This window comes from Bradyrhizobium sp. 138 (assembly GCF_023074075.1).
In the GTDB taxonomy this organism is placed as follows: Bacteria; Pseudomonadota; Alphaproteobacteria; order Rhizobiales; family Xanthobacteraceae; genus Bradyrhizobium.
The window spans coordinates 138,531-160,778 of record NZ_JADPKT010000055.1 but is presented as its reverse complement, the minus strand read 5'-3'; the positions used below and the strand labels follow the sequence as shown (position 1 = coordinate 160,778).

Here is a 22,248-nt window from a genome sequence, read left to right as displayed (position 1 = left end):
CGGCGTGCTAGCAAAGCGTCACGGCGGGTTGGACCTCACACAGATCGGTCCAAAGGCATGATGCCGCCCCTCCGTACCGGTGCAAGCCCGGTATGTCCCCTGATGAAAATGTAACGCGTACATAAAGGGACATTCGCAATGTCAAGCCTGCTCACGAACTCGTCCGCCATGACTGCGCTCCAGACCCTGCGGTCTGTCAGCTCGCAACTCTCCACCACGCAGAGCCGGATCTCCACCGGCCAGCGCGTCGCCACGGCCTCGGACAACGCCGCCTATTGGTCGATCGCGACCTCGATGCGCGCCGACAACGCCGCGCTCTCCGCCGTCTCCGACTCGCTCGGTCTGTCGGCCGCGACCGTCGACACCGAGTACACCGCTCTCAACAAGGTCATCGGCGACAGCAACTCCGGCCTGACCAAGCTGCAGTCGTTGCTGGTGCAAGCCAAGACCGCCGGTGTCGATCGCAGCAAGATCCAGTCGGAAATCACCCAGATCCAGCAGGACATGAAGAACGTGGCCGGCGCGGCAACGTTCAACGGCGTCAACTGGCTGAGCACCAACGCCTCCACGCCGGCGACCGTCAATCTGGTGTCGTCGTTCTCGCGCGTCGGCTCCACGCCGACCACCAGCTCGATCACCGTGACCGTGGCCAACTACTCGCTCTACACCTCGACCACGAGCGGCATCCTCGACACGGTGAGCGGCAGCGCGTCGGTCGACACCATCAACATCGGTGCGCTGACCGACTCGGCCGCTGACCAGACCACGCTCGATGGCTACATCGCGCAGGTCACCGCGGCGATCGGCACGGTCGCTTCGGGCGCCGCCAACCTCGGCGCCATCAAGAACCGTATCTCGAACAACTCGGAGTTCGTGAAGTCGCTGATGGACTCGGTGGATCGCGGTATCGGCCAGCTCGTCGACGCCGACATGAACCAGGAGTCCACCCGCCTGGCGGCCCTCCAGGTTCAGCAGCAGCTCGGCGTTCAGGCGCTCTCGATCGCCAACAACAACAGCCAGAGCATCCTGTCGCTGTTCCGCTAAGTCCAGGACGATCTTGGGAGGGCCGCGCTTCTCGCGAAGCGCGGCCCTTTCGTTTGGTGCGATGCCGCCGCCATGATTCCGGCTGCCCTGTTGCAGCGGGATCACGGCGCCACAAGCCCCGCACAAGCTTCGCTGGCTATCCTCACCGCTACGACGGGTTGGGCTCACGCGCATTTCCGCAGCCCAAAGGCATGATGCCGCCCTGTCGTACCGGTGCAAGCCCGGTATGTCCCCAAAATCCAATCTGCTTTCAAAAGGGACATCAAAGATGGCTTCCAGCCTGCTTACCAACTCCGCTGCAATGACTGCGCTCCAGACCCTCCGGAATGTCAGCGCCAACCTGCAGACGACCGAAAACCGCATCTCGACCGGCCAGCGCGTTGCGACCGCTTCGGACAACTCGGCCTATTGGTCGATCGCGACCTCGATGCGCGCCGACAACGCCGCGCTCTCCGCCGTTTCCGACTCGCTCGGTCTGTCGGCTGCGACCGTCGATACCGAATACACCGCCCTGAACAAGGTCATCGGCGACCAGAACTCCGGCCTGACCAAGCTCCAGGCGCTGCTGGTCGAAGCCAAGACCGCCGGCATCGACCGCACCAAGATCCAGGCTGAAATCACCCAGATCCAGCAGGACATGAAGAACGTGGCCAACGCGGCGACGTTCAACGGCGTGAACTGGCTGAGCACCAACGCATCCACCCCGGCGACGGTCAATTTGGTGTCGTCGTTCTCGCGCGTCGGCGGCACGCCCACGATCAACACCATCACGGTGACGGTCGCCAACTACTCGCTCTACACCTCGACCACGGCCGGCATCCTCGACACGGTGAGCGGCAGCGCGTCGGTCGACACCATCAACATCGGTGCGCTGACCGACTCCGCGGCCGACCAGACCACGATCGACGGCTACATCGCGCAGGTCACCGGCGCGATCAACACGGTCAGCCAGTCCGCCGCCAACCTCGGCGCCATCAAGAACCGCATCTCGAACAACACGGAATTCGTGAAGTCGCTGATGGACTCGGTGGATCGCGGTATCGGTCAGCTCGTCGACGCCGACATGAACGCGGAATCGACCCGGCTCCAGGCGCTGCAGACCCAGCAGCAGCTCGGCGTTCAGGCGCTCTCGATCGCCAACCAGAACAGCCAGAGCATCCTGTCGCTGTTCCGCGGCTAAGCGACGGCCTCGAAAACGACCGTGCTCCCCTAAGGGAGCACGGTCCCCGCCATGATCGGCGGACGCGACGGCACGAACGTGCCGCAATCAACCTCCCGACGCCAGACTTCGTGCAACACGGCGCAGCCGATCGCGCTGCCATGCGCGAGCGTCCGCTTGCGGCTGCCAAATTGAATGCGTCGCCCGGCCGTCTTGTAAAATTGCAACGCCTCGCCAGCGAACCGCCACCTTCGTAGCCTCGCGCAACCTTCAGACAAGGTTGGCAGCCGAGTGTCCTCACCGTTCGCATTGGTACGAGGTCATATGCTCAGTCGTGCGCAGGTACAGCAACTGCTCAACAATCTGCTGGAGCTTGGGCCGCGACGCCTGATGGCCTTGGGATTGATCGGCTTTGCCGTTCTCGTCACCGTCGTCGGCGGCGCGTACTATCTGAGCCGGCCTGAATTCGAGACGCTCTATACCGGCCTCACCCGCGAAGACGTGACGCGCATGGGCGCGGCGCTGCGCGAGCAGAACATCACCTTCGACGTCAATACGGCCGGAGATGCGCTCTCGGTGCGTCCGAGCCAGACCATGCAGGCGCGGATGCTGCTCGCCGAGAAAGGGCTGCCGACCAGCGCCAATTCCGGCTACGAGCTGTTCGACAAGATCGGCTCGCTCGGCCTGACCTCCTTCATGCAGGAGGTCACCAAGCTCCGGGCGCTGGAAGGCGAGATCGCGCGCACGGTGCAGTTGATGAAGGGCGTCAAGGCGGCGCGGGTGCATATCGTGCTGCCGGTGCGCGGCTCGTTCCGCGCGACGCAGCAGCCGCCTTCGGCCTCGGTCGTGCTGCGCACCGACGGCGCCATCGAGGCGCGCACGGCGCAGTCGATCCGTCATCTCGTCGCCGCCGCCATTCCCGGCATGAGCCGCGACAAGGTGACTGTGCTGGACGCCGACGGCTCGACGCTGCTCGCCGAGGAGGACGAGGCCACCGCCGCCCCGACCAAGATGGCGAGCCTGCAGAAAACGGTCGGCGGCATGGTGCAGGAGAACATCCGAAAGGCGCTGACGCCGTATCTCGGCCTCGACAATTTCGAGGTCAGCGTCGCGCCGCAGCTCTCCACCGACAAGCGGCAGATCAACGAGACCGTCTACGATCCGGAGGGCCGCGCCGAGCGGTCGGTACGGAACGTGCGCGAGAAGGAATCGTCGCAGAACGCCGACCGTTCGACGCCGACGACGGTGCAACAGAATCTTCCCGATCAGCAGGTGAATGCCGGCGGCGGCAAGAACTCCAACGAGGACAAGACCCGCCGCGAGGACGTCACCAATTTCGAGGTCTCGTCCAAGACCACGACGACGGTGAGCGACGGCTATTCGGTGAAGAAGCTCTTCATCGCCGTCCTCGTCAATCGTGCGCGGCTGGTCGCCGATCTCGGCGACAAGACCAACCAGGCCATCGTCGACAGCAAGCTCGCCGAGATCAGCCAGCTCGCGGCGACGGCCGGCGGACTGGACAAGCAGCGCGGCGACCAGATCCAGGTGACGGCCGTCGACTTCATCGAGGGCTCGCGCGAACTGGCGCCGGTGCCGCCGATCAGCTTCGTCGAGATGATCAACAAGCAGCTCGGCAGCGTCATCAACGCGGTGACGATCCTGGCCGTTGCTTCGATGCTGGTCTGGTTCGGATTGCGGCCGGCCGTCAACGGCATTCTGACCCATCGCGCGGAGCAGGAGCAGGCCGAGGCTGCCGAGGTTGCCGAGCTCGAAGCTGCGACCGCCCTTGCACTGGCCGAGAGCCAGGATCCCGAGCTCAATCTCGTCGAAGACCTCGAAGGCAAGATGCAGCGAACGCCGCAGAAGCGGCTGGAGCAGATCGTTCGGCTCGATCAGGCGCAGGCGGCGGCGATCCTTAAAGACTGGATGCGACGCGAGGAGGCGGCATGAACGCGGCAATCGGAAAGCTCCTGACGCAGTTCGATGCGAACGGCAGGACCAAGTCACCACCGCCTCCGCCGCCCAGGATCCAGGACGTGCTGACAAGGCCGAAGGAGGTCGTGCGCGAGCCTCAGCCGCAGCTTCAGGCTCACCCGCAGCCTCTGCCGCAGTCGCCGTCTCCGGCGCCGAAGGCGGAAGAGCCGCCGGTCAATCTCCTGGATGACGCTTACCGGCGCGGCCATGCGGCCGGCGTCGCGGAGGGCGATGCCAGGCTTGCCGAGGAGCGCGTCCGCAGCGCGATCCGGCTCGGCGAGGAGCGCGCCAAATGGTCCGACCAGCAGGCGGTCGCGATCGTCAGCGGATTCGAGGCGGCGTGCCGCGAGATCGAGACCAACATCGCAAGCTCGGTTGCGCGGATATTGCTGCCGTTCCTCGCCGATGCGGTCCGCGACAAGGCGATCGGATCGCTGGTCGAGCAGATTGCGGCGCTGACCGGCAACTCCTCGGTGCCGGCGTTCAAGGTCACCGGCCCGAGCGAGCTGCTCGACCTCGTCAAGACACAGCTCGAGGCGTCGAGGCGAATCGGCATCGAATACGAGGCCGCCGAGGCGCTGGAGGTTCGTGTCGTGGCCGACCAGACCGTGATCGAGACGCAGATCTCGGCATGGAGCGAACGCCTGAAGGAAGCGCGCCGGTAACCCGCCATGGAAGAGGTCAAGCATGAGATCGTGATCGTCCGCCGGCGCAGCGCCTTCGCTGAGGAGGCGCATCACGGTGGCGTCTGGAAGATCGCCTATGCGGACTTCATGACCGCGATGATGGCGTTTTTCCTGGTCATGTGGCTGCTCAACGCGCTCAACCAGGACCAGAAGCAGGTGGTCGCGAGCTATTTCAACCCGATCAAGCTCGCGGAGAACGCGCCTGCCCCGAAGGGCCTCAAGGATCTCTCCAAGAAGGAGCCGTCGTCGTTCGAAGGTCAGGACGGCAGGCGTCAGCCGGCCGGCCCGAATGAGGAACGCCGCGGCGATTCCCCGACGGCCGAGAAGCCGCCCTTTTATGAAGAGAAGGTGCTGTTCCGCGATCCCTACGCGACGCTCGCCGAGATCGCGAGCAGCGCGAACCAGGCCTCCGGCCAACGGCGGGCCGGCGCGCTGACGTCCGCCGAAGAGGACGGCCTCAAGGGTGGCGACGCCTACCGCGATCCCTTCGACCCCGGCTATTGGAAGCTGGCGCCGCAAGCGTCCAAGGACGCGGATCGCATGATCGAGAGCGAGTCCAAGCCAAATGCCTCCGCGCGCGACGCGGCGCCCGCCACAAATCAAGGCGAGCAGCAGGCGCGTCGGGTCAAGGCGGACGATGTCGGCGGAAGCGCAGCTCCCAGCACGGATGCGTCGTCTGCGAGCCTGTCGCCCTTGCTGCCGCCGGGACCCGCGTCGGCGCAATCGCCACGCGAGGCCAGCGCCCAAGCGAGCGTTCAAGCCAACGCCGCCGCACAGGCGCGTCCGAGCGACACGGCGAAGGAGAGCGAACCGCGCGATGCGGCGCAAACCCAGCAGCCGACCGTCAAGCAGCTTCAGGCCGCGATCGCGGACGCGCTGTCGGACATCAAGGCGGGCGCAGGGCCGGCGGCCGAAGTGCGTCAGGTCGAGGAGGGTCTCCTGATCAGCCTGACCGACGATGCGAGCTTCGGCATGTTCGCGGTCGGCTCGGCCGAGCCGCGGCCCGAACTCATCCGCGTGATCGACAAGATCGGGCCGCTGCTGACGAAACGCCAGGGCATGATCATCGTCCGTGGCCATACCGACAATCGGCCGTATCGCTCGGAGACTTACGACAATTGGCGGCTGTCGACCGCTCGCGCCCAGATGGCCTATTACATGCTGGTTCGCTCCGGCGTCGACGCGCAGCGGATCGAGCATGTCGAAGGCTACGCGGATAGGCGGCCGAAGCTTCCGAACGATCCCGCTGCCGCGCAGAACCGCCGGATCGAGATCCTGGTCCGTGAGAAGCGCCCTTGATCAGACCGCTGCTCTGCATCGCCCTGCTGTTCCTGCCGTTCACGGCGGCGAACGTGCTTGCCGAGCCCGCCCGCCAGGGCGGCGAGCCTTATGAGCTCGTCCGCGCGCTGCAGGCGGTGCAGGACGGCATCGCCAGCGGCGACACCGCCGCGCATGGTAGCCACGTCGCGCTGAACCGGCAGATCGGAGAAAAGTTTCTCGCCGCCGATCCCACTGTGTGGAGCAATCCGCAGAACAGCCAGGCCGTGGTCATCTATCTGCTCAGCGGCGGCGCGCCGCAAATCGTCCGCAAGCTGCCGCGCGACAAGATGAATGTGGACGAGCGGCTGTTCAACGGCGCGCTCGCCTATGTCGAGGGGCGTCAGGAGGAAGCGCGCGAGCAGCTCAAGGACGTCAAGCCGCGAACGCTTCCCTCGGGCCTTGGCGGTCAGGTCGCGCTGGTCCAGGGCGCGTTGTTCGCGCGGGTCGAGGCATCATTCGCGATCGAGCGCCTGGACGACGCGCGCCTGCTGCTGCCCGGCACGCTGGTGGAGGAAGCGGCGCTGCGGCGTGAGATCCTGCTGGTCGGGCAGGCGGAGGATTTCGACAAGTTCGAGTTCCTGACGCTGGCCTATCTCCGCCACTACCGCAACTCGATCTATGCCGGCGATTTCTGGCAGCGCTTTTCCACCGGCCTGACGCAATCGAGCCTGGCGCTCGACGGGCGCCGCTTTGCGCGGATCGCCGCCCTGCTGGAGCAGATCGATCGCGCGAGCCGCCTCAAGCTCTATCTCGTGATCGCGCGGGCGGCGATGCTGCGGGGACAGCTGGCCGTGACGCGCCTTGCCAGTGAGCGGGCGTTAACGCTCAGCACCGACGCCTCCGCGGATCGCGAACGGGCGCATTTCTTCCGCGGTGCCTCGCGCGCGCTCACCGACGAATATGACGGCGGTCTTGCCGAGCTGAAGGCGGTCGACCGGTCGAAGCTGCCCGAGCGTGACGTCCCCCTTCTGAATGCCACGATGCAGCTCGCGCTCGACGTTCGCAAGCCGCTCCCGGGCGGATCCACCGCCGACAAGCCTCCGGCAACGCCGGCGCGTCTCGATCTGTCGTCATCGACCATGACGCTCGCGCGCGCGCAGAAGCAGCTCGGCGAACTCGAACTCCTCACCAGGGACCGCCGTCCATGACCAAGCTCAGTGGAACATCCGGACAGCTTTTTTCGGGCCTCGCCGAGAGCCTCAACATGCGCGGGACATCGCGCGCGGCAAAGAGCGCCGGGGCCAAATCGCAGGCAAGCTCGTCGTTCAACGATCTGCTTCGCACCGTCTCGAACCTCGCCAAGCAGGCCCTGAAGGACGATGGCAGCGAGACGACCGCGGCGGCCGAGCCCCTGCGCACGCGTTTGGCTCATCCGGCCGAAAAAGAGAAAAAGGACGCGACGGGGCACGAGCGCATCGCGGTGTCCGAGCGAGCAAAGTCCTTGGAGGAGTCTTCCGACACCAAGGCCGACAAGTCGTCGGAGAAACAACGTGCGGCCGATCATGCCGCCCAGACGCAGGTTCAGGACCAGACGGGCATGGCCGTGGTGATTGGGCAGGAGATCGCAGCGGCGCCTGCCCTGAAGCCGCAGATGCAAACGCAGCCCGCCGAGCGCGACGAGCGGTCCTCCACGACGAAGCGCGAAGGTCAGGGCGCGGCGAAGGCAGCGATGGCCGACACGGCCCCATCCGGTGTCGCTCCGACCGCCGCACGCTCGCAAATTGCGGCTTCGCAAGCGATGGCCGCGCCGCAATCGACAGCGCCGCAACGCGGTGAGTCATCGAACCCAATGCCCGCGACATCAGGCTTCGAGGCGGTCACGGCCAACGTCGAGCGCGCTGCCAAGGCCGCGGGGCGTGACGCACTGCCCGAGACCACGAAAGTCACCGTGATCCAGCAGGAGACCCATCTGCCGCCGGCGCAATTCAACGCTCCGCAACAGGTCGCCAATGCGGTCGTCGGCGAGTTGAAGGAGACCGCAAGCCCTGCTGCGGCCGCAGCACCCGATCTCTCGGCGTCCCAGACCAATGCGCCGGATCAGCCGCTCAAGATCCTGACCATCAATCTCGAGCCGCCCGCGCTCGGCAACGTCACCCTGCGCCTTCGTCTCGTCGGCACCGAAGTGTCGATCCATCTTGCGGCCGAGCGCAAGGACACCAGCCAGATGCTGGACCAGCAGCGCGACCAGATCCGCGATCTCGTGCAGTCGGCGGGCTACGTTGCCGACGTCGCGCCGGTGCAGCACGGCTCGCTGGACGGATTCCAGAGTGGCTCCGGTCAGTCGCAGCCGCAGCTCTCGGGCCAGCAACATCCCTCGTCGCAGTCGCAAGGCACGTTCGACGGCGCCGGCACGTCGTCGGGGCAGTCCGACGGCGGAGCGAAGCAGGCTCGCCAGGAGCGCCAGTCCAATCAGGAGAAGCGTCATGACCAGGACGTGGCGCCGCATCATCGTCGCGGCCCTGTTTATCTGTAACGCCGGCGCTGCGGCAGCGGCGCCTGACAACGCGCGCCCCTGCGAGCGCGAGATGGCGCGCGCGGCGCAGCAGCACGGGATTCCGCTCGGCATTCTCTATGCGGTCGGCCTCACCGAGACCGGGCGGCGCGGCGCGCTCCATCCCTATGCCCTCGGCGCCGACGGCCAGACCGTGTTCGCCAAGGGCATCGACGACGCTATGGCGAGTTTCGAGGCGATGCGGGCCAAGGGGATCAAGTTGATCGACCTCGGTTGCATGCAGATCAATCACTATTATCACGGCGACAAGTTCGCCTCGGTGCGGTCGATGTTCGATCCCGCCAGAAACGTCGACTATGCCGCGCGCTTCCTGAAAGAGCTGAAGCAGCGCGAAGGCAGCTGGACCATGGCAGTCGCGCGCTACAATGCCGGCCCCAACAACCAGCCGGCGCAGAAGCGCTACGTCTGTCACATCGTCGCTCATCTCGTCTCGAGCGGCTTCGGCGCCTGGACCGACAAGGCGCGTTCGCTCTGTCAGCCGAAAGCAACCTGAAGCAACAACTGAGGGACGACGACAAGTTGTGCATCGCTCCCAATCATCAGCCCCGCGCAAGCAAGAACCCCCATTGTAGCTGCAACCTACCAAAGGAGCCCAATTCATGAGCCTGTATGGTGTTATGCGCACCGGCGTTTCCGGAATGAACGCGCAGTCCAACAAGCTATCGACGGTTTCGGACAACATCGCCAACGTCAACACCACAGGCTATAAGCGGGCTTCCACCGAATTCTCCTCGCTGATCCTGAAGAGCGGCTCCGGCAACTATGATTCCGGCGCGGTCGAGACCAAGGTTCGCTATGCCATCAGCGACGCGGGCAACACACAGTATACCACATCGACCACGGACCTTCGCGTCCAGGGCAATGGCTTCTTCGTGGTGTCGAACGCCAACAACACGCAGCAATATCTGACGCGCGCCGGCTCGTTCGTGCCTGACAGCCAGGGCAATCTGGTCAACGGGGCCGGTTTCTATCTTCTGGGCCAGCCCGGCCTCGTGAGCAACTTCTCGCAAAACAGCCTGTCCGGCATGCAGATCGTCAACATTGCCCAGGTTTCGCAGGTGCCGGTGCCGTCGACGGCGGGGACGCTCACGACCGGCAATCTGGATCCGAAGGCGGCTGTCATTGCTGGCCCGCCCGGCCCGGCGTCATATTCATCGAAGAGCTCGATCGTGGCCTACAACAATATCGGCCAGGCCGTGACGCTCGACGTCTATATGTCCCACACGGCGACGGCTGTCGGCTCGGACACCTGGCAGGTTCAAGTCTATGATTCCGCGACGGGCACCTCGCTCGCCGCTGCCACCACTTTCACCTTCGACACGACGGCGGCCGGCAAGGGCGCGCTCGCCGCGGCGAGCCCGACCGGCCTCAGCTTCACCGTTCCCGGGGGCGCGGCGATGACCCTGGACCTGTCGAACTTGACCCAGGTCGGCACCGACTTCAGCTTCAAGGCCACCGTCAATGGCAGCGTTCCCTCAGCCATCGACAAGGTTGATATCGACGATGCCGGCCACGTGACGGCGATCCTCAAGAACGGGCAGCAGCTGGCGCTCTACACCATCATGCTCGCCGACGTCGCGAGCCCCGACAATCTGACGCCGGAGCCGGGCAACGTCTATTCGACCAACATGAATTCCGGCAACGCGCAGGTCGGAAATGCCGGCACGGGTGGGCTCGGCACGGTCCAGTCCAGCGCCCTGGAGGACTCCAATGTCGACCTTGCGGACGAACTCACCGGCATGATCGAGGCGCAGCGCGGCTTCACCGCGAACTCGAAATCATTCCAGACCGGCTCTGACCTGCTCGACGTCGTCGTCAACCTGAAGCGCTAAGTCCCAAAGCGCCCATCCCGGGCAAGAGCAGATCATGTCCCTTACCGCCGCCCTCAACTCGGCCCGCTCCTCGCTCATGGCGTCGAGCATCCAGTCGTCGACGATCTCGCGCAATATCGCCGGTGCCAGCTCCACCGGCTATTCGCGCAAGATCGCCGTGCTGGACAACCTTCCCGGCGCCGGCGTCTATGTTGCGGCGATCCAGCGCGCCGCGAGCTCCGGCCTCTATTCCAACGTCCTGACCGCGACGTCGTCGTCGGCCAAGCAGGGCGTGATCTACGACGGTCTGCAGAAGATCGCGGCCGCAACCGTGGACGATCCCGAGCTCGAACAGTCGCCGACCGCCCAGCTCAACAAACTCAAGCAGGCGCTGCAGCAATTCGCCAACTCCACCGACAATGCGACCCTGGCGAAGGGCGCCGTGACGTCCGCCAAGGACATGGTGACGACGCTCAACCAGGCTACAAAGACCGTGCAGTCGGTCCGCGAGGGCGCGGACGCCGACATGGCGACGTCGGTCGCCAACATCAACCAGCTGCTGACCCAGTTCGAGACCGTCAACACCGCGATCGTGAAGGGCACGGTTACCGGCGACGACGTCACCGACTATCTCGACCAGCGCGACAGCATCGTCTCGAGGCTGTCGCAGGAAGTCGGCGTCACCATGTCGCTGCGTCCCAACGGCGATGCGGCGCTCTATGCCGACAGCGGCGTCGTGCTGTTCGACAAGATCGCGCGGACAGTGAGCTTCGCGCCGACCAATGCCTACACCGCCGGCACCACGGGCAATGCCGTCTTCATCGACGGCGTGCCGGTGACCGGGGCCAATTCCGTCATGCCGCTGAAGTCCGGCAAGCTTGCCGGCCTTGCCCAGCTGCGCGACAAGGACACGATCACGTATCAGAGCCAGCTCGACGAAATCGCACGCGGCCTGATCGATGCCTTCAAGGAAAGCGACCAGTCGGCGGTCCCGACGCTGCCGGACAGGCCCGGCCTGTTCACCTATCCCGGCGCGCCGGCGATGCCCGCCAGCGCCACGATCTCGGTCGGCCTCGCCGGCACGATCACGGTTGCCGCGTCGGTCGATCCGGCCCTGGGCGGAAACCCGAACCTGCTGCGCGACGGCGCCATCAGCGGCGTTCCCGCGTATAATTACAACACGACCGGCAATGCCGGCTTCTCGACGCGGCTCCAGCAACTCATCAACAACATGAATGCGCCGCAACCGTTCGACGTCACGGCCCAAGGCAAGCCGAGCGGCAGCGTGATCGAGTTCGCCTCGTCCTCGGCGAGCTGGATCGAAAGCCAGCGCAAGACCGCTGACGACAACGTCCAGTACCAGAACACGCTGCTCGACCGCAGCACCGCGGCGCTGTCCAACGTCGCCGGCGTCAACATGGACGACGAGATGTCGCTGATGCTCCAGGTCGAGCGCACCTATTCGGCGTCGTCGAAGATCATCTCGACCGTCGACGAGATGTTGCAGAGCCTGCTGGCTGCCGTGGGGAATTAAGTCATGATGAGCGCCAACTACATCTCGACCCTGATGATGTCGTCGTCGTTGAGGTCGTCGATCCCGAACAACCAGGCCGCGCTGACCAAGGCCTCGAAAGAAGCGACCACCGGCCGGTTCGCCGATGTCGGCCTCGAGCTCGGCACGGGGACGGGCCGCGACGTGGCGCTGCGCGCCGATTTCAACTTCGCCGATCAGCTGGTCGACACCAATGAGCTGGTTTCGGGGCGCCTCGACGTGACCCAGAACCGGATCACGCAGCTCGGCAAGACCGCCTCGGAATTCCTCAAGAACCTGATCGCGGCCCGCGACGCCGACAGCGGTGCGAAGATCATCCTGCCGAGCGCCTCCGCCAACCTTCAGGATCTCATCGGCGCGCTCAACGTCTCCTACAACGGCTCGTTCTTGTTCGGCGGCATCAATACGCAGACCGTGCCGGTCACGGACTACACGGCCGGCTCGGCCAGCAAGAACCAGGTCGATGCGGACTTCCTGGCGACGTTCGGCTTCTCGCAGTCCGCGGCGGGCGTCGGCACGATCACCCCGGCGCAGATGCAGAATTTCCTCGACAACACCCTCGATCCCGAGTTCGCGAGCCCGGCCTGGAACACCAATTGGTCGGCGGCCACGGATCAGACGCTGTCGAGCCGCATCTCCACGACCGAGGTCGTCGACAGCTCGGTCAGCGCCAACCAGCTCGGCTTCCGCAAGCTGGCCGAGGCCTACACGATGCTGACCGACCTCGGCAACACCAGCCTGAGCAAGGACACGTTTCAGGTCGTCGTCGACAAGGCCATCGGTCTCGTCAGCGGCGCGATCAACGATCTCGCCGTGCTCGGCGGTACCGTCGGCTCGATCCAGCAACGGGTCACCGGCGCATCCGAGAAGCTGAAGATCCAGAAGGACATCCTCAACAACCAGATCGTCAAGATGGAGGCGGTCGATCCGACCGAGGCCTCGGTCCGCGTCAATACCTTGCAGACCCAGATCAAGACGGCCCTCGCGCTGACCTCGCAGCTCCAGCAGATCAGCCTCATCAACTATCTCTAAGGTCGAAGCTCGCAACCTTTGTCCTGTTATTCGGTCTCCTGCGCAGAGTGGTTCTGATGACGTTTGAAGCCTATGAAGCGGTCGTCGACGAGAGCGGTTTTGAGGCGCGGGGCCGCGAGCGGCAGGCGCTCAGCCTCGGCATCGACCGGCTCGAGCGTCTCCAGAAGGGCCGCTTCAGCCTCGAGGATCTCATCGAGAGTCTGCTCTATGTGCGGCGGCTGTGGACCATCTTCATCGAGGATCTCTCGCACCCGGAAAACGGGCTGCCGGACAAGCTGCGCGCCGACATCATCTCGATCGGCCTGTGGGTCGTCAAGGAAGCCGACCGCCTTCGCGAGGAGAGATCGAACGACGTGATGCAACTCATCGAAATCAACCGCCTGATCCGAGACGCCCTTTGATGAAAGTCTCCTTGCGGGCGGGCGAACGGATCTACATCAATGGCGCGGTGCTCCGCGTGGACCGCAAGGTCTCCGTCGAGCTCGTCAACGACGTGATGTTCCTGCTCGAAGGGCAGGTCATGCAGGCCTCAGACGCCACAACGGCGCTGCGGCAGCTCTACTTCATCGTCCAGCTCATGCTGATGAACCCGACCGACATCCGCGATGCCGCGGCGCTCTACGCGCAGCATCACGCGGCGCTGTGTGCCGTGTGCGAGAGCCGCGAGATGCTGGACGGACTTGGCGCGGTCGACGAATTGGTCGAGGCGACCCGCTATTTCGAGGCGCTCAAGCGGATCCGGGCCCTGTTCCCGGTGGAGCAGGCGATCCTGGCCGGCGCCGCCCCCATGTCCCCCGTCGAGGCTGCCTGACAGCGGAGAGAGCTACATGAACGTCACCAGCGCGACCGACAAGTCCAATTCGGCCGGCCCCACCACGACGACGTCGAGCAGCGGCGTCGACTACAATACGTTTCTTCAGCTCCTCATCGCCCAGATGAAGAACCAGGATCCGACCAATCCGATGGAAACCTCGGAATATATGAGCCAGTTCGCGCAGCTCTCGACGGTGGAGCAGGCGATGCAGACCAATGCGAAGCTCGACGCGCTGCTGTCCTCGCAGTCGCTGTCGCAGGCCAACGGGCTGATCGGCAAGACCGTCAGCTTCACCGATTCGACCGGCGCGACCTTCAGCGGCAAGGTGGTCTCGGTCTCCATCAACAGCGACGGCTCCATCGCGACGCTGCAGGACGGCACCAAGGTCGCGGTCGGGCCCGGGCTCACGATCAGCCAGTCATGAACGAGCGCGACGCCCTCGACATCGTCCAGGCGGCGATCTGGACCATCATCGTCGCCTCCGGGCCCGCGGTCGGCGCCGCGATGCTGGTCGGCACCGTCATCGCGCTGATCCAGGCGCTGACCCAGATCCAGGAGGTGACGCTGACCTTCGTTCCGAAGATCATCGTCATTCTGCTGGTCGTCGCCGTCTCCGGCTCCTTCATCGGGGCGCATCTCTCCACCTTCACCGAGATGGTCTATTCGCGGATCGAGCACGGCTTCTGATCCGGACGGCGGCCTGCCACCACCCTCGCGTAAGCTTTGCGCGGCAAATTGCGCACCGGACCCCTCTGCCGGTGACCCATGGCCGATACGTTAGTTGCTAGCCTGCCGACCCCACGTCGATTGGGGGCCGACGCTTTTTTTGCCGGCGGTATCGTGGCCATGCTCACGATCCTGTTCCTGCCGATCCCGCCGATCCTGATCGATCTCGGCCTTGCGTTCTCGATCGCGCTGTCGGCGCTGATCCTGATGGTCGCGCTGTGGATCCAGCGACCGCTCGACTTCTCGGCCTTCCCGACCGTGCTGCTGATCGCGACGATCCTGCGCCTGGCGCTGAACGTCGCGACCACCCGCCTGATCCTGTCGCGCGGCGGGGAGGGCGAGCAGGCCGCCGGCCACGTCGTCGCCGGCTTCTCCAAGTTCGTCATGGGCGGCGACTTCGTCATCGGCCTGATCATCTTCGCCATCCTGGTCACGGTGAACTTCGTCGTGATCACCAAGGGTGCGACGCGTATCGCCGAAGTCGGAGCCCGTTTTACCCTGGACGCCATCCCCGGCAAGCAGATGGCGATCGACGCGGACCTGTCCGCCGGCCTGATCGACGACAAGGAAGCCCAGCGCCGGCGCCGCGAGCTCGAAGAGGAGAGCGCGTTCTTCGGCGCCATGGACGGTGCCTCGAAGTTCGTCCGGGGCGATGCCATCGCCGGCCTGCTCATCACCGCGATCAACATTTTCGGTGGCATCATCATCGGCGTCACCCATCACGGGCTGACCCTGTCGCGCGCCGCCGACGTCTACACAAAGCTCTCCGTCGGCGACGGTCTGGTGTCGCAGATGCCGGCGCTGATCGTGTCGCTGTCGGCGGGCCTTCTGGTCTCCAAGGGCGGCACCAGGGGGTCGGCGGAGCAGGCGGTGCTGCGGCAGCTCGGCGGCTATCCGCGCGCGGTGTCGGCGGCCGCGCTGATGATGTTCGTGCTGGCCCTGATGCCGGGCCTGCCGCTGGCGCCCTTCGTGCTGCTCGGCGGCGTCATGGCCTTCGTCGGTTACTCGCTGCCGAGGCAGCAGGCCGCCCGGGAGCGCAAGGAGGCGGCGCTCAAGGCCGACGAGCGTGCCCAGATCGAGGCCAAGGAATCCGTCAAGGAGCAGCTCAAGACCGCCGAGATCGAGCTGGCGCTCGGCGGCCACCTCTCGGTCCATCTCCTGGGCTCGCGCACGGAGCTCGCGCACCGCGTCGCCAAGATCCGCAAGAAGTTCGCCAAGCAATACGGCTTCGTCGTTCCCGAGATCAAGCTCACCGACAATCTGTCGATCGACCCCAAGGGCTACCAGATCCGGATCCACGACACCCGCGTCGCCCATGGCGAGCTCAGGCTCGGCGAGGTGCTCGTGCTGGTCGACAAGGACGGCAAGCCCGACGTGCCCGGCGAAGAGGTGATCGAGCCCGCTTTCGGCATGAAGGCACTGTGGGTGACGGAAGCCTTCACGGACGAGGTCAAGCGGCAGGGCTGCAAGCCGGTCGACAATTTGTCGGTGCTGCTCACGCATTTGAGCGAAGTGATCAGGGCGAACCTCGCCCAGCTCCTGTCCTACAAGGACATGCGGGCGCTGCTCGATCGGCTCGATCCCGAGTACAAGCGCCTGGTCGAGGATCTCTGCCCGTCGCAGATCTCCTATTCCGGCCTGCTGGCGATCCTGAAGATCCTGCTGGCCGAGCGGGTCTCCATTCGCAACCTCCATCTGGTCCTCGAGGCGATCGCCGAGATCGCGCCCCATGTGCGGCGCTCCGAGCAGGTCGCCGAGCACGTGCGGACGCGGCTCGCGCAGCAGATCTGCGGCGACCTCTCCGACAATGGCGTGCTCAACGTTATCAGGCTCGGCAACCGCTGGGACCTCGCGTTCCACCAGAGCCTGAAGCGCGACGCCAAGGGCGACGTCGTCGAGTTCGACGCCGATCCGCGCCTGATCGAGCAGTTCGCGACCGAAGCCAGCGCCGCGATCCGCAAGTTCACCGAGAGCGGCACCAGCGTGGTGCTGGCGGTGACCCCCGAAGCGCGGCCCTACGTCCGGATGATCCTGGAGCGGGTGTTCCCGACATTGCCGGTGCTGTCGCATGTCGAGGTCGCGCGCTGTGCCGAGATCAGAGCGCTCGGAGCCATATCGTGATCGCTGGCCTTGCCGACAGCGTGCTGGTGACGTTCATCGTGTTCTGTCGCATCGGCGCCTGCCTGATGCTGGTGCCCGGCTATTCCAGCGTCAACGTTCCGGCCCAGGTCCGCCTGTTCGTCGCGCTGGTCACGACGTTCGCGCTGGCGCCGATCCTCATCACGGTTCTGAAACCTCTCACGGACAATGCGGCGCCGCTGACGCTGGCACTTCTGATCAGCTCCGAGCTCCTGGTCGGCAGCGTCATCGGGCTCGGCGGGCGGGTGTTCTTTCTCGCGCTGCAGACCATGGCGACCGTGATGGCGAGCGCGATCGGGTTGAGCAACATCCCGGGAACGCCGGTCGCCGACAGCGATCCGGCGCCGGCGCTGGTGCCGCTGATCATGGTGTCCGTCACCACGCTGTTTTTCATGACCGACCAGCATTGGCAGGTCCTGCGCGGGCTGATGAACTCCTACGACGTCTGGCATCCCGGCAACAGGCTCGGCGGCAGCATGGCGCTCGACCAGCTGGTCGGCCGCCTGTCCGAAGCATTCGTGCTGACGCTGCGGATCACCAGCCCCTTCATCGTCTATTCGGTGATCGTCAACCTGGCGGTCGGCCTGATCAACAAGCTGACGCCGGCGATTCCGGTCTATTTCATCTCGGTGCCCTTCGTGCTGTTCGGCGGCTTCCTGCTGCTCTATCTCACCAGCGACGAACTGCTGACGCAATTCATGCTCGGCGTCTCGTCGTGGCTGGCGGAGTGATCGGTCATGGCCTCGCGCGCGGACAAGCTCGGCCGGATGGTCTCGCTCGTGAAGCTGCAGCTCCGGCTGTCCGAATGGCAGCTCGCGCAGCTGCGGCAGCAGGAGAGAAGCCTGCAGGACGAGCAGGAATGGCTGGTGGGAGCCCTGAACGATGGCAAGCCGCCGGCGGGCTCGTCGAGCGAGTCGATCGCGCGGCGCCTGAACCGGACCAGCGTCGGCGCGCGCGAGGTTCAGGCGCAGGCCGCGCAGCAGCTCGACCGGGTTCGCAGCGAGAACCGCCGCGTGAAGCAGCTCGAGGAGGTCGCGAAGGCGGCGCTGGCCGACAAGCTCCGCGACGCGGAGAAGCGGGCCCTCGAGGAGATGACGGGACTAAGCCCTGCCGTGCGCGCATGGACGCCACCGCCAGCCAACCGGAACAAGCCATGATCGTGACAGCGACACCCGACCTCGTTCTCGACGTCCTCGAGGCCGCCGATCCCGTGACGCAGCGCGCAGCGACCGCGAAGCTCGATGCGCTGAAATCCTCCGATGCCGACTTCGCCGCCACGATGGATGCGGAGGCGGGCAAGGCCGCGGCGACTGAGCAGTCTGCGACGAAAGTGTCCGAAGCGCAGTCGGATGCGGTGAACGGGGCGCCGGTGCGGGTGATCAAGGCGCCGGCATCGGGCGAGGTGTACCGGAAGTTCGAGGCTTTCATCCTCCAGACCTTCGTCGAGACGATGTTGCCGAAGGACTCGGAGGAGGTTTTCGGCAAGGGCACGGCCGGCGGCGTCTGGAAGTCGATGCTGGCGGAGCAGCTTGGCAACCAGTTGGCAAAGGGCAAAGGCATCGGCATCGCCGAGCGGCTCGCCGCCGCGCATCCGCCGGCACCGAACATCGCAGACAAGGCCGGATGACGAACCGAGCAATGAGTGACAGACGTTGAGGGGGTGAATTTCCTATGCAGGCACAAGACAGCGCGGCGGCCATGGTGATCGAACAGCCGGCCGCGGACATCGAGGCGATCACGACGGAAGCTGCGGCAGGCGATGCGCTGCTGCCCGTGCTGCTGCCGATCATGGGCAGCGAAGCCGTGTCCGACGGCACGGATGATGCGAGATCGGACGAGGTGCGCGGCCTGCTGGCGGCAATTCGCCGGCTCGAGGGCATCGTCGAGGAGGAGACGGCCGCGCTCGCGACGGGTCAGAAGATCGACTTCGACGAGTTCAGCGCGCGCAAGAGCCGGAGCATGCTGGAATTCGTCCGCCTGATGCGGGCAGGGATGCATCTCGGCGCCGAAGTCGAGGTCACTGAACAGATTCAGCGGCTGCGCGAAAAACTCGAGCGCAATCGCTCGATCCTCGAAATGCACTACGACGCGGTGCGCGAGGTCGCCGGCATCATCGTCAAGGCGATCAAGGAGGCCGAGTCGGACGGCACCTATACCGGTCGCGCAGCGCAGGACGGAAAATGATCAGACTGGTGCTGGCCGGGCTCTGGGTATGCATCCTCACCGCGGGCACGAGCTATGGCGTGGCCTATTGGAAGGAGAACGGCAGCCTGCTGCCGGCAAAGGACGAATATCTCGAGGGGCTGCAATACCAGAAGACGCGGGCCCTGAGCGTGCCCATGGTCGAGAACGGCAATGTGCAGGGCTACATCGTCGCGCGCTTCGTCTACACCGTGGAGGCGCGGACCATGCACCAGCTCAACGTCCCGCCGGAGCCGTTCGTCGTCGACGAGGCCTTCCGCAGGATCTATGCCGACGACCGTCTCGACTTCAGGAAGCTCGCCCGTTACGACCTCTCCATCCTGACCACCGCCATCAAGCAGCGCGTCAACGAGCGGATGCAGGCTGACATCGTCCAGGACGTCCTGGTCGAGGACTTCAACTACGTGTCCAAGGAAGAATTCCAATCGAAGCCGTAGCGCGTGACGCAGCGTGATCGCGCTTGAGAGCATTCCCTGCGGCCATCCTTCGAGACGCCCGCTTGAGGCGGGCTCCTCAGGATGAGGGACTGAATGCGTGGCAGTGGCCTCAAGCCGCACAGTGCTGCTTAGCCTCATCCTGAGGAGACCGCTGGAAGCGGTCGTCTCGAAGGACGAGGCGCGCGCTCGAACGGCTGCCTGCCGCCTCTCCGCTGAAAGTGCAACGGCCTCCGCGAAGGTGTTTCGCGGAGGCCGTTGTCGGTTTCACGGCAGGCGTCTGCCGCCTCAGTTTCCGACCGGATACGCGGCCGGGACGGCATGCGCCCTGTTGAGGAGGATGCCGATCTCGTCGAGCTCCTGCATCGGCTCGTCGAGAGTCTCGCCGGCGGGGATGTCGAGGCGGTACCCGACGTAGCGCCGGGCCACGATCGCGTCGAAGCCGAGGCGGTCGCGGAGCTTCTTGCGCAGCTTGCTGACGTGGCTCTCGATCACGCTCTCGTCGAAAGTGGACTCGAAGATGCCGTAGACCGCGTTGAAGATCTGCGTCTTGGTGATCCACTTGCCGTGATTGCTGACCATATATTCGAGAATGCGCAGTTCGCGGCGGGGCAGGGTGAGGGCGTGGCCCGCAATTTCGGGGTCACGGCCGTTGAAGAAGACCTGGATCCTGGTCTCGCAGGGCCTTGGCAGCTCGCCCACCCGGCGGCGCGCGATCGCGGCCGTTCGGGCGAGGATCTCGCGGAGGTGGATCGGCACATGCACGACGTCGTCGACACCGGATTCGAACAGTTCGAGCGTGTTCTTGAGCATTTTCTGGCCGCTCACCGCGATGATGGGAGCCGAGGAACGCTTGCGCATTGCCCGCGGCAGGCTTCCGCGGGCATCGCAGTCCCCGAGGAGGAAGGCGTCGACCGCTGCCAGATCCGATTCACTTGCGGATTGCAGCCAGTCCCAGAATTCTCCGGAGGAGAATCCGATCGACGATACGCCTTCGCGAACGAGCCCTCCGACGTAGCTGTTCGCGACGCTCTCGCGATCATCAACGATAATATACATCAGTCTTTCGCCCCTGTTTCGCAACTGTTGCGGCCGGTTGGTTGTTGTGATGCCACGGCTCGGCAACGATGCTGTTTGACGACATTCCTTCCCGCGAACCGTTGTTATGGTTTCGATATTCGCGGGCAGCCCTACGCATTCAGTGCCTGCGTCTCGCAGGCCTGATACTTCAACTCGATACTGAACGCTTACTGCGTGAGGCTCGGCGGGTGTCTTACGGATCACCTCGCGGAGCGGATTGAGAAACGACCTAGATCAGTTGCGCCAAGTTGCTCATCGCGTCCGAACACTACTGAAAACTGTGTCGATCTCCTCGCCAACTGGCGAGAATCACTTGACTACGACCGTAACGATTGCCGATTCCCGATCAAGCGTGCGCCACAAAGCGTTTGCTAATTGTGCTTGATGCTGTTGGTTTGTTTCGGGTTGTTTCTTGATATATTCAATCGCATCAGTTGATTTGGAAACTAAACTAGTTCTGCGCCGCGACGGTTCTATGGTTCGGCATCCCCGTAGAATTACAGCTCTTTTGGGTGGTGCTCGGAGTCACGCATATTGAGAGGTTTTCAACCCGCGATTGACTCTCTCTTGCGTGTTTTCTCGTGCGACAATTCGACTCACGTGTGGTGGCGAGACTCCAGCTTGGCGAAATCTTGGCGAGTGTGTGTCTTTCGAGTCGCACTCTCGCCACGTGCATGGCGCGTTTAGGCCATGGAGCGTCGCGTCGCGCGTGATGAAAATCCTTCGATGCGCACGTTTCAGGCAAGCTTCGGCAAATAACGTCACCGTTCGACAGATCGAACCGAACGGAGCATTTTCACATGTTGTCCGATGGACAAGCTCGTCCCAGCGCGACCGCTGATGTTTCCGCAACGGCCAAGCCGGCACCCGAGCCACGCGATACAAAGGACAATGCGGCGCAGGCGACCAAGCCTGCTGCGGGCGCAAAGCGTGTGTCGGCCGCGGCGAGCGACGAAGTCCTCGCGAAGGAGGCGCTCGAGGGGCTGAAACGTATTCGCGCCAAGGCACGTCTCGACAAGATGGCGATACCCAAGCCTGCGCCGACCGTGATCAAACCGGCCGTGATCGTGGCCAAGCCTCCGCCGCCTCGACCGACATGGGTCGCGCCGCTCGCAACATTGGCGGTCGCCGCCATGCTCGTGGTGTGCGCCTGCACCGGCGTGATCGCCTATCTCGCCACGCAGCCCGCCCAGAGCAACGTTGCGGCCAATGCGGAGATCAGAAATCTGCGCGAGACCGTCGCGCAATTGCGCAAGCAAATGTCGGGCGTGTCCGAAAATCTCGACGGCCTGCGCACCGCGGTCGATCAATCCAGCAAGGCGACCAATGACCGCTTCGGCAGGTTCGCCGAGAACCTGGACCGCATCGAGCGGGTGAGCTCGTCCTCGACGGTGAAGCTCGACAAGCTCGCCCAGGCTCAGACCCAGGTCCAGGCTCCGGCGCCGGCAATGGTGCAATCGCAGCCCGCCTCGCAGCAAGGGCCGATGATGGCCTCGGTCGCAGCGCCCGAGGTCACCGGCTCGGTGTCTCCGTCCGAGCGCGCGTCGGCGCCGCGGAAGGTGATCAAGGGGTGGTCGGTCCGCCAAGCCTATGAAGGAATTGCGATCCTGCAGAGTCCGAATGGCGTCATCGAGGCCGTGCTGGGACAGCAGGTGCCCGGCCTTGGCCGCATCGAAGAGATCAGGAACGAGAACGGGCGTCTCGTGGTGGAGACGAGCGGGGGCGTCATCTATTCGTCACGCAAGGCGACGCCCTGATCGCCG

At 64.8% G+C, this 22,248-nt stretch carries 23 protein-coding genes; 22 read left to right on the top strand and 1 reads right to left on the bottom strand.

The annotated features are described in order from the left end of the window. Window positions 1–138 precede the first annotated feature (138 nt). From IVA79_RS19700 to IVA79_RS19600, 21 genes are all read left to right on the top strand, one after another. A complete protein-coding gene (locus IVA79_RS19700; RefSeq protein ID WP_247555693.1) occupies window positions 139–1,044 on the top strand; it encodes a flagellin in 906 nt (301 codons plus the stop codon). A gap of 268 nt (window positions 1,045–1,312) precedes the next feature. Continuing rightward, complete coding sequence (locus IVA79_RS19695; RefSeq protein WP_247555692.1) at window positions 1,313–2,224, top strand: flagellin; 912 nt, start codon at window positions 1,313–1,315, stop codon at window positions 2,222–2,224. A 303-nt stretch (window positions 2,225–2,527) separates the two neighbouring features. After that, complete coding sequence (gene fliF, locus IVA79_RS19690; RefSeq protein ID WP_247555690.1) at window positions 2,528–4,153, top strand: flagellar basal-body MS-ring/collar protein FliF; 1,626 nt, start codon at window positions 2,528–2,530, stop codon at window positions 4,151–4,153. Continuing rightward, entirely contained in the window at window positions 4,150–4,842 is a 693-nt protein-coding gene (locus IVA79_RS19685) for a hypothetical protein (protein ID WP_247555688.1), read from the top strand. Before fliF ends, IVA79_RS19685 begins: the two co-directional genes overlap by 4 nt. A gap of 6 nt (window positions 4,843–4,848) precedes the next feature. Further along, window positions 4,849–6,162, top strand: a complete 1,314-nt coding sequence (locus IVA79_RS19680) for a MotB family protein (protein ID WP_247555686.1) — start codon at window positions 4,849–4,851, stop codon at window positions 6,160–6,162. After that, window positions 6,159–7,331 carry a chemotaxis protein gene (locus IVA79_RS19675; protein WP_247555684.1) on the top strand — a complete coding sequence of 391 codons (1,173 nt, stop codon included), beginning with the start codon at window positions 6,159–6,161 and terminating at the stop codon, window positions 7,329–7,331. The genes IVA79_RS19680 and IVA79_RS19675 overlap by 4 nt, the downstream gene beginning before the upstream one ends. Then, on the top strand, window positions 7,328–8,656 hold the full coding sequence (locus IVA79_RS19670) for a flagellar hook-length control protein FliK (protein ID WP_247555682.1): 1,329 nt from the start codon (window positions 7,328–7,330) through the stop codon (window positions 8,654–8,656). The genes IVA79_RS19675 and IVA79_RS19670 overlap by 4 nt, the downstream gene beginning before the upstream one ends. Continuing rightward, the gene (locus IVA79_RS19665; protein WP_247555679.1) at window positions 8,607–9,188 is read left to right on the top strand and encodes a transglycosylase SLT domain-containing protein; all 582 of its coding nucleotides are present in this window, start codon (window positions 8,607–8,609) and stop codon (window positions 9,186–9,188) included. The genes IVA79_RS19670 and IVA79_RS19665 overlap by 50 nt, the downstream gene beginning before the upstream one ends. Before the next feature lie 106 nt (window positions 9,189–9,294). Continuing rightward, window positions 9,295–10,527: a flagellar hook protein FlgE gene (locus IVA79_RS19660; protein WP_247555676.1), complete on the top strand. Its 1,233-nt coding sequence runs from the start codon at window positions 9,295–9,297 to the stop codon at window positions 10,525–10,527. 34 nt (window positions 10,528–10,561) lie between these two features. Continuing rightward, the gene (gene flgK, locus IVA79_RS19655; protein WP_247555674.1) at window positions 10,562–12,040 is read left to right on the top strand and encodes a flagellar hook-associated protein FlgK; all 1,479 of its coding nucleotides are present in this window, start codon (window positions 10,562–10,564) and stop codon (window positions 12,038–12,040) included. A 3-nt stretch (window positions 12,041–12,043) separates the two neighbouring features. Beyond that, window positions 12,044–13,090 (top strand): flagellar hook-associated family protein, encoded by a 1,047-nt coding sequence (locus tag IVA79_RS19650; RefSeq protein ID WP_247555672.1) that lies wholly within the window; start codon window positions 12,044–12,046, stop codon window positions 13,088–13,090. Window positions 13,091–13,146: 56 nt separating this feature from the next. After that, window positions 13,147–13,491, top strand: coding sequence for a flagellar biosynthesis regulator FlaF (gene flaF / locus IVA79_RS19645; protein ID WP_247555670.1), 345 nt, complete (start codon window positions 13,147–13,149; stop codon window positions 13,489–13,491). Next, the gene (gene flbT / locus IVA79_RS19640) at window positions 13,491–13,901 is read left to right on the top strand and encodes a flagellar biosynthesis repressor FlbT (RefSeq protein ID WP_247555668.1); all 411 of its coding nucleotides are present in this window, start codon (window positions 13,491–13,493) and stop codon (window positions 13,899–13,901) included. Before flaF ends, flbT begins: the two co-directional genes overlap by 1 nt. Window positions 13,902–13,917: 16 nt before the next feature. After that, window positions 13,918–14,328 (top strand): flagellar hook assembly protein FlgD, encoded by a 411-nt coding sequence (flgD, locus tag IVA79_RS19635; protein ID WP_247555666.1) that lies wholly within the window; start codon window positions 13,918–13,920, stop codon window positions 14,326–14,328. After that, the gene (fliQ, locus tag IVA79_RS19630; protein WP_027572776.1) at window positions 14,325–14,591 is read left to right on the top strand and encodes a flagellar biosynthesis protein FliQ; all 267 of its coding nucleotides are present in this window, start codon (window positions 14,325–14,327) and stop codon (window positions 14,589–14,591) included. Before flgD ends, fliQ begins: the two co-directional genes overlap by 4 nt. Before the next feature lie 78 nt (window positions 14,592–14,669). Further along, window positions 14,670–16,751: a flagellar biosynthesis protein FlhA gene (gene flhA / locus IVA79_RS19625; protein WP_247555665.1), complete on the top strand. Its 2,082-nt coding sequence runs from the start codon at window positions 14,670–14,672 to the stop codon at window positions 16,749–16,751. Continuing rightward, window positions 16,748–17,500 (top strand): flagellar biosynthesis protein FliR, encoded by a 753-nt coding sequence (gene fliR, locus IVA79_RS19620; RefSeq protein WP_247555662.1) that lies wholly within the window; start codon window positions 16,748–16,750, stop codon window positions 17,498–17,500. Before flhA ends, fliR begins: the two co-directional genes overlap by 4 nt. Before the next feature lie 6 nt (window positions 17,501–17,506). Beyond that, window positions 17,507–17,926 carry a hypothetical protein gene (locus IVA79_RS19615; protein WP_247555659.1) on the top strand — a complete coding sequence of 140 codons (420 nt, stop codon included), beginning with the start codon at window positions 17,507–17,509 and terminating at the stop codon, window positions 17,924–17,926. Beyond that, window positions 17,923–18,396 (top strand): rod-binding protein, encoded by a 474-nt coding sequence (locus IVA79_RS19610; protein ID WP_247555656.1) that lies wholly within the window; start codon window positions 17,923–17,925, stop codon window positions 18,394–18,396. Before IVA79_RS19615 ends, IVA79_RS19610 begins: the two co-directional genes overlap by 4 nt. A gap of 44 nt (window positions 18,397–18,440) precedes the next feature. Beyond that, window positions 18,441–18,953: a flagellar biosynthesis protein FlgN gene (locus IVA79_RS19605; RefSeq protein WP_247555654.1), complete on the top strand. Its 513-nt coding sequence runs from the start codon at window positions 18,441–18,443 to the stop codon at window positions 18,951–18,953. Next, window positions 18,950–19,408 (top strand): hypothetical protein, encoded by a 459-nt coding sequence (locus IVA79_RS19600; RefSeq protein ID WP_247555653.1) that lies wholly within the window; start codon window positions 18,950–18,952, stop codon window positions 19,406–19,408. The genes IVA79_RS19605 and IVA79_RS19600 overlap by 4 nt, the downstream gene beginning before the upstream one ends. Window positions 19,409–19,693: 285 nt before the next feature. Here IVA79_RS19600 and IVA79_RS19595 read toward each other — a convergent pair whose 3' ends face one another. Beyond that, the gene (locus IVA79_RS19595; protein ID WP_247555759.1) at window positions 19,694–20,464 is read right to left on the bottom strand and encodes a response regulator transcription factor; all 771 of its coding nucleotides are present in this window, start codon (window positions 20,462–20,464) and stop codon (window positions 19,694–19,696) included. Between the two features lie 821 nt (window positions 20,465–21,285). On the opposite strand from IVA79_RS19595, the gene IVA79_RS19590 reads away from it, so the two are divergent. After that, the gene (locus IVA79_RS19590; RefSeq protein WP_247555651.1) at window positions 21,286–22,242 is read left to right on the top strand and encodes a hypothetical protein; all 957 of its coding nucleotides are present in this window, start codon (window positions 21,286–21,288) and stop codon (window positions 22,240–22,242) included. The last annotated feature ends 6 nt before the right edge of the window (window positions 22,243–22,248 follow it).

What these genes read in the sequence shown, in the direction of transcription:
- IVA79_RS19670 (WP_247555682.1), top strand. Translation starts at nt 7,328, where the DNA reads ATGACCAAGCTCAGTGGAACATCCGGACAGCTTTTTTCGGGCCTCGCC.
- IVA79_RS19660 (WP_247555676.1), top strand. Translation starts at nt 9,295, where the DNA reads ATGAGCCTGTATGGTGTTATGCGCACCGGCGTTTCCGGAATGAACGCG.
- flgK (WP_247555674.1), top strand. Translation starts at nt 10,562, where the DNA reads ATGTCCCTTACCGCCGCCCTCAACTCGGCCCGCTCCTCGCTCATGGCG.
- IVA79_RS19595 (WP_247555759.1), bottom strand. Translation starts at nt 20,464, where the DNA reads ATGTATATTATCGTTGATGATCGCGAGAGCGTCGCGAACAGCTACGTC.
- IVA79_RS19650 (WP_247555672.1), top strand. Translation starts at nt 12,044, where the DNA reads ATGATGAGCGCCAACTACATCTCGACCCTGATGATGTCGTCGTCGTTG.
- flaF (WP_247555670.1), top strand. Translation starts at nt 13,147, where the DNA reads ATGACGTTTGAAGCCTATGAAGCGGTCGTCGACGAGAGCGGTTTTGAG.
- IVA79_RS19590 (WP_247555651.1), top strand. Translation starts at nt 21,286, where the DNA reads ATGTTGTCCGATGGACAAGCTCGTCCCAGCGCGACCGCTGATGTTTCC.
- fliQ (WP_027572776.1), top strand. Translation starts at nt 14,325, where the DNA reads ATGAACGAGCGCGACGCCCTCGACATCGTCCAGGCGGCGATCTGGACC.
- IVA79_RS19610 (WP_247555656.1), top strand. Translation starts at nt 17,923, where the DNA reads ATGATCGTGACAGCGACACCCGACCTCGTTCTCGACGTCCTCGAGGCC.
- flgD (WP_247555666.1), top strand. Translation starts at nt 13,918, where the DNA reads ATGAACGTCACCAGCGCGACCGACAAGTCCAATTCGGCCGGCCCCACC.
- IVA79_RS19695 (WP_247555692.1), top strand. Translation starts at nt 1,313, where the DNA reads ATGGCTTCCAGCCTGCTTACCAACTCCGCTGCAATGACTGCGCTCCAG.
- flbT (WP_247555668.1), top strand. Translation starts at nt 13,491, where the DNA reads ATGAAAGTCTCCTTGCGGGCGGGCGAACGGATCTACATCAATGGCGCG.
- IVA79_RS19680 (WP_247555686.1), top strand. Translation starts at nt 4,849, where the DNA reads ATGGAAGAGGTCAAGCATGAGATCGTGATCGTCCGCCGGCGCAGCGCC.
- IVA79_RS19600 (WP_247555653.1), top strand. Translation starts at nt 18,950, where the DNA reads ATGATCAGACTGGTGCTGGCCGGGCTCTGGGTATGCATCCTCACCGCG.
- IVA79_RS19615 (WP_247555659.1), top strand. Translation starts at nt 17,507, where the DNA reads ATGGCCTCGCGCGCGGACAAGCTCGGCCGGATGGTCTCGCTCGTGAAG.
- IVA79_RS19605 (WP_247555654.1), top strand. Translation starts at nt 18,441, where the DNA reads ATGCAGGCACAAGACAGCGCGGCGGCCATGGTGATCGAACAGCCGGCC.
- IVA79_RS19700 (WP_247555693.1), top strand. Translation starts at nt 139, where the DNA reads ATGTCAAGCCTGCTCACGAACTCGTCCGCCATGACTGCGCTCCAGACC.
- fliF (WP_247555690.1), top strand. Translation starts at nt 2,528, where the DNA reads ATGCTCAGTCGTGCGCAGGTACAGCAACTGCTCAACAATCTGCTGGAG.
- IVA79_RS19685 (WP_247555688.1), top strand. Translation starts at nt 4,150, where the DNA reads ATGAACGCGGCAATCGGAAAGCTCCTGACGCAGTTCGATGCGAACGGC.
- flhA (WP_247555665.1), top strand. Translation starts at nt 14,670, where the DNA reads ATGGCCGATACGTTAGTTGCTAGCCTGCCGACCCCACGTCGATTGGGG.
- IVA79_RS19665 (WP_247555679.1), top strand. Translation starts at nt 8,607, where the DNA reads ATGACCAGGACGTGGCGCCGCATCATCGTCGCGGCCCTGTTTATCTGT.